Below are 3818 nucleotides of genomic sequence, written 5' to 3' on the forward strand. Positions count from 1 at the left end.
GGCGGGGGGCCCCCACCGTGAACGGACGCGGGGGCGCGGAGGGACACGTCCGTCCAGCGGGGAAGGGACACCCATGGCAGGTCCCAGGCGCTTGGCACAGGAGGACGGGTGGGGGCTCGGGGCGAGCCTCGTGGTGGCGTTCGTCCTGCTGGCCATGGCGGTGGGCGCGCTGCTGACGACGCGCGGCTCCGTGCAGTCGCGGGTGATGGAGCGCTCCCTGGACCTGCAGGAGGTGGGGCAGCTGGGGCGGGCCTTCAGCGACAAGGTGTCCCTGGCCAACAGCGCGTTGCTGGCGGGCGGACAGTCGCTCGCGGAGGACACGGCGCGGGCCCGGCAACGCTTCCTGGACACCGAGGAGCGGCTGCGCACGCGGCTGACCTCCGCCGACGACCAGGCGCTGGTGGAGGAGGTGCGCGCCGCCGAGCAGGCGCACGACACCGCCCTGCACGCCCTCCTGAACCACCCCACGCCGGGGGAACAGACGCTGGCGCGTCAGCGGCTCGCCCGGGCCCATGGACGGGTGCGCGAGGCGCAGGCCCAGCTGGAGCAGAAGGTGCTGGCGCGGCTGGCGCGGGAGAACCAGGCGGCGCTGCTGACGGACCGGTGGGAGACGGCGCTGCTGCTCGTGGCGTCCCTGCTGGGGCTGGGGCTGGCGTCGGCGCTGGCGTGGGTGCTCCACCGCCGGCTGAACCCGCTCCGGCGCGAGGCGGCGGCCAGCGCGCACCGCTTCCAGGCGCTGGTGGAGGGCGTGCGCGACTACGCCCTGGTGCTGCTGGACGCGCGCGGACGGGTCGCGAGCTGGAACCCGGGCGCGGAGCGCATCAAGGGCTGGAGCGAGGCGGAGATATTGGGCCGCCCCTCCTCCGTCTTCTACACGTCCGAGGAGGCCGCGACGGGCGTGCCGGAGCGGGAGCTGGCCCGGGCCCTGCGGGAGGGGCGGCTGCGCACGGAGGGGTGGCGGCAGCGCAAGGACGGCTCGCGCTTCTGGGCGGAGGTGTCCATCACCGCGCTGCGCGACGAGGGCGGCATGCCGCAGGGCTTCTCCGTGGTGACGCGCGACATCACCGAGCAGCGGCGCAACGAGCGGATGCAGGAGCTGCTCGCGGAGGCGGGCCGCGTCTTCCACCAGTCCCTGGACCCCGACCTGACGGCGGCGGAGGTGGCGCGGCTGTTGGTGCCGGAGGTGGCGGACGGCTGCATCCTCTACCTGCTCACGCCCGCGGGCGAGCTGCGGCCCCGCGCGGTGACGCACGTGCAGCCCGAGCGCGAGGCGAGCCTGTGGGAGGCCCTGCGGCGCTTTCCCCCCCGCGCGGGCATGCCCCCGGCCGTCTGGGAGGTGATGCGCACCGGGCGCTCGCGGCTGGACGTGGAGGTGGAGACGCAGGACGTGGAGGACTCCGCGGAGACCGACGAGCACCTGGTGCTCATCGAGCGCGTCGCCATCGGGTCGTCGATGGTGGTGCCCCTGCGCGCGGGCCGCGAGACGCTGGGCGCCTTCGTGCTGATGACGGCCCGGGGCCACCGCCGCTTCACGCAGGCGGACCAGGTGCTGGTGGAGGAGCTGGCCGGCCGCGCGGCGCTGGCCCTGGTGAACACGCGGCTCTTGCGCGAGGCGCGCGAGGCGGTGGACCTCATCGCCGTCACCGCGCATGACCTGGGCAATCCCTTGCATGCGCTGCAATTGCTGCTCAGCAAGGTGCAGCGCGCGCAGGGGGCCGGCCGCGACGAGGACGTGCGGCAGGGATTGGTGGCGGCGCGCGGGCAGGCGCAGCGGCTGGGCCAGCTGCTCCACAACCTCCTGGACCTGTCGCGGCTGTCCTCCGGCAAGCGGGCGCTGGACGCGGCCCCCGTGGACCTGGGGGAGCTGGCGCGCGAGGTGGTGGAGCGCTTCGCGGAGGCCGCCGCGCAGGCGGGCTGCGACCTCAAGCTGGAGGTGGAGCCCGGGCAGGTGGGGCAGTGGGACCGCATCCGCCTGGACCGGGTGGTGACGAACCTCCTGTCCAACGCGCTGAAGTTCGGCCGGGGCCACCCGGTGACGGTGTCCGTGTCCGCGCTGGACGTGGAGCACACGCGGCTGCGCGTGCGCGACGAGGGCGTGGGCATCGCGCCGGAGGCCCAGCGCCGCGTCTTCGAGCGCTTCGAGCGGGAGCGCACCCGGAAGGCGGAGGCGGAGGCCGGCTACGGGCTGGGGCTCTACATCGCCCGCCAGCTCGTGGAGGCGCACGGCGGCGTCATCCGCCTGGAGAGCGTGCCGGGGCGGGGCGCCACCTTCACGGTGGACCTGCCGCGCATGCCCCGGCCGGTGGAGGAGACGTCCATGGCGGAGGCCCCTCCGCTCCAGCAGTGACGTCCGCCCCGGCTACAGGTGCAGCGACGGCACGGGGGCGACGAGGCCGGGCTGGATGGGGAAGTCCGCGGGCAGCTTCTCGCGCTCCTCCAGCCGCTCGAACTCCAGCGAGTCGTGGGCGCAGAAGACCTTCACCTGGTCGCCGTGGCGCTGCACCAGCTCGCGCAGCCGGCGCAGGTTGTACCAGCGCATCCACCCGTCCTTCTGCATCAGCTTCTGGTAGGCGCGCAGGCCGGCGGTGCAGCGGTAGCGGTCCAGGTCCATCTCCCCGTGGTAGAAGTACGCGTCGCCCGCGTGCAGCAGCCACCCGTCCCCGGTGTCGATGGCCACGCCCGCGTGTCCCAGCGTGTGGCCCACGAGCGGCACCATCAAAATCTCGGGCGGCAGCCCGTTGAGCTCGCGCACGCAGTCGAAGCCGAACCAGCCCTCGCCCTGGTTGGGGACGTAGGTCTCCCAGCGCGTCTCCTTCGACCACTGCATGGGGCGGAAGCGCGCGCGGTCCAGCCAGCTCTTCTGCGCGGTGGCCACGCGGTACTCGTCCGCCAGCACGTGCACGCGAGCATGCGGGAAGTCGTCCAGGCCGCCCGCGTGGTCGAAGTCCAGGTGCGTGAGGACGATGTCGCGCACGTCGCTGGCATGGAAGCCCATGCGCTCCAGCTGGCGGATGGCGGTGGCCTCCTCCGCCAGGGCGGGGCGGCAGAGCACGTCGCGGAACAGGCCGTTGAGCCGCACGCGCGGCGCGTACACGTCATTGAGGCCGAACCCGGTATCCACCAGCACCAGGCCGCGCGGCGTCTCCAACACCAGACAGTGGCAGGTGAGCGCCGCCGGGCCGGTGAAGCCGCGCCGCCCGTCCATGAGCCGCCGGCCAGGCGGGCACATCGTGGTGCAGTTCAGGTGGTGGATGCGCATGGCGGCTCCCGCTCCTCGTGAAGGGGGCAGCCGTCCGGCGACAGCGGTGAGCCCGCCGCGGGAAGCCGCCCATCCATTCGTTCAGGGCAAAAGTGCGCCGTGGTCCCCCTGGGAGGAATCACCACACCCGCGACAGGACGGGGGCTCGCCCGCCTGGAGGGTGGTGGAGTGGCGCTCAGGGAGCGGGAGGCTGCCCGGCTGCTTCACCGTCGAGCGGTGGCGCCGATATCAGCACCAGCGCTTCGCCGGGAGCGACGGAGCGGTGCTCCACGCCCCGGGGGACGATGAGCAGCTCGCCCTCCTCCAGGTCCATGGTGCGCTCGCGCAGCTCCACGCGCAGGACGCCGCGGGTGACGAGGAAGAGGACATCCCCCGTGGCGTGCCGGCACCAGGGGCTGGTGCCCGTCAGCCGCACCAGGTGCATGGGCTGACCGTGGAGGGTGCCCACGGGCCGGGCAATACCAGGCGCGGGCAGGTCGGTGGAGGCGTGGGCCAGGTTCCTGTCTCTTATACACAGCTGACGCTGCCGACGATAAGGCTCGATTAGGGCTATGTGGAC

General features: G+C 73.6%; 3 protein-coding genes. 1 reads left to right on the forward strand and 2 read right to left on the reverse strand.

Going from position 1 to position 3818, the window contains the following annotated elements; genetic code table 11:
• Positions 1–73 precede the first annotated feature (73 nt).
• A complete protein-coding gene (locus tag D7W79_RS39910; RefSeq protein WP_120530448.1) occupies positions 74–2347 on the forward strand; it encodes a sensor histidine kinase in 2274 nt (757 codons plus the stop codon).
• Positions 2348–2359: 12 nt separating this feature from the next.
• Here the strand turns inward: D7W79_RS39910 and D7W79_RS39915 are convergent, their stop codons facing one another.
• Together D7W79_RS39915 and D7W79_RS46585 are read right to left on the reverse strand one after the other, a co-directional pair.
• The gene (locus D7W79_RS39915) at positions 2360–3259 is read right to left on the reverse strand and encodes an MBL fold metallo-hydrolase (protein WP_120530449.1); all 900 of its coding nucleotides are present in this window, start codon (positions 3257–3259) and stop codon (positions 2360–2362) included.
• 175 nt (positions 3260–3434) lie between these two features.
• Positions 3435–3818 (reverse strand): cupin domain-containing protein (locus D7W79_RS46585; RefSeq protein WP_244222243.1); only part of this gene is annotated, 384 nt, incomplete at its 5' end.

This window comes from Corallococcus exercitus (genome assembly GCF_003611585.1).
In the GTDB taxonomy this organism is placed as follows: domain Bacteria; phylum Myxococcota; class Myxococcia; order Myxococcales; family Myxococcaceae; genus Corallococcus; species Corallococcus exercitus.

Bases quoted from the DNA above. Each gene is read 5' to 3' on its own strand.
- D7W79_RS39910 (WP_120530448.1), top strand. From the start codon at position 74: ATGGCAGGTCCCAGGCGCTTGGCACAGGAGGACGGGTGGGGGCTCGGG.
- D7W79_RS39915 (WP_120530449.1), bottom strand. From the start codon at position 3,259: ATGCGCATCCACCACCTGAACTGCACCACGATGTGCCCGCCTGGCCGG.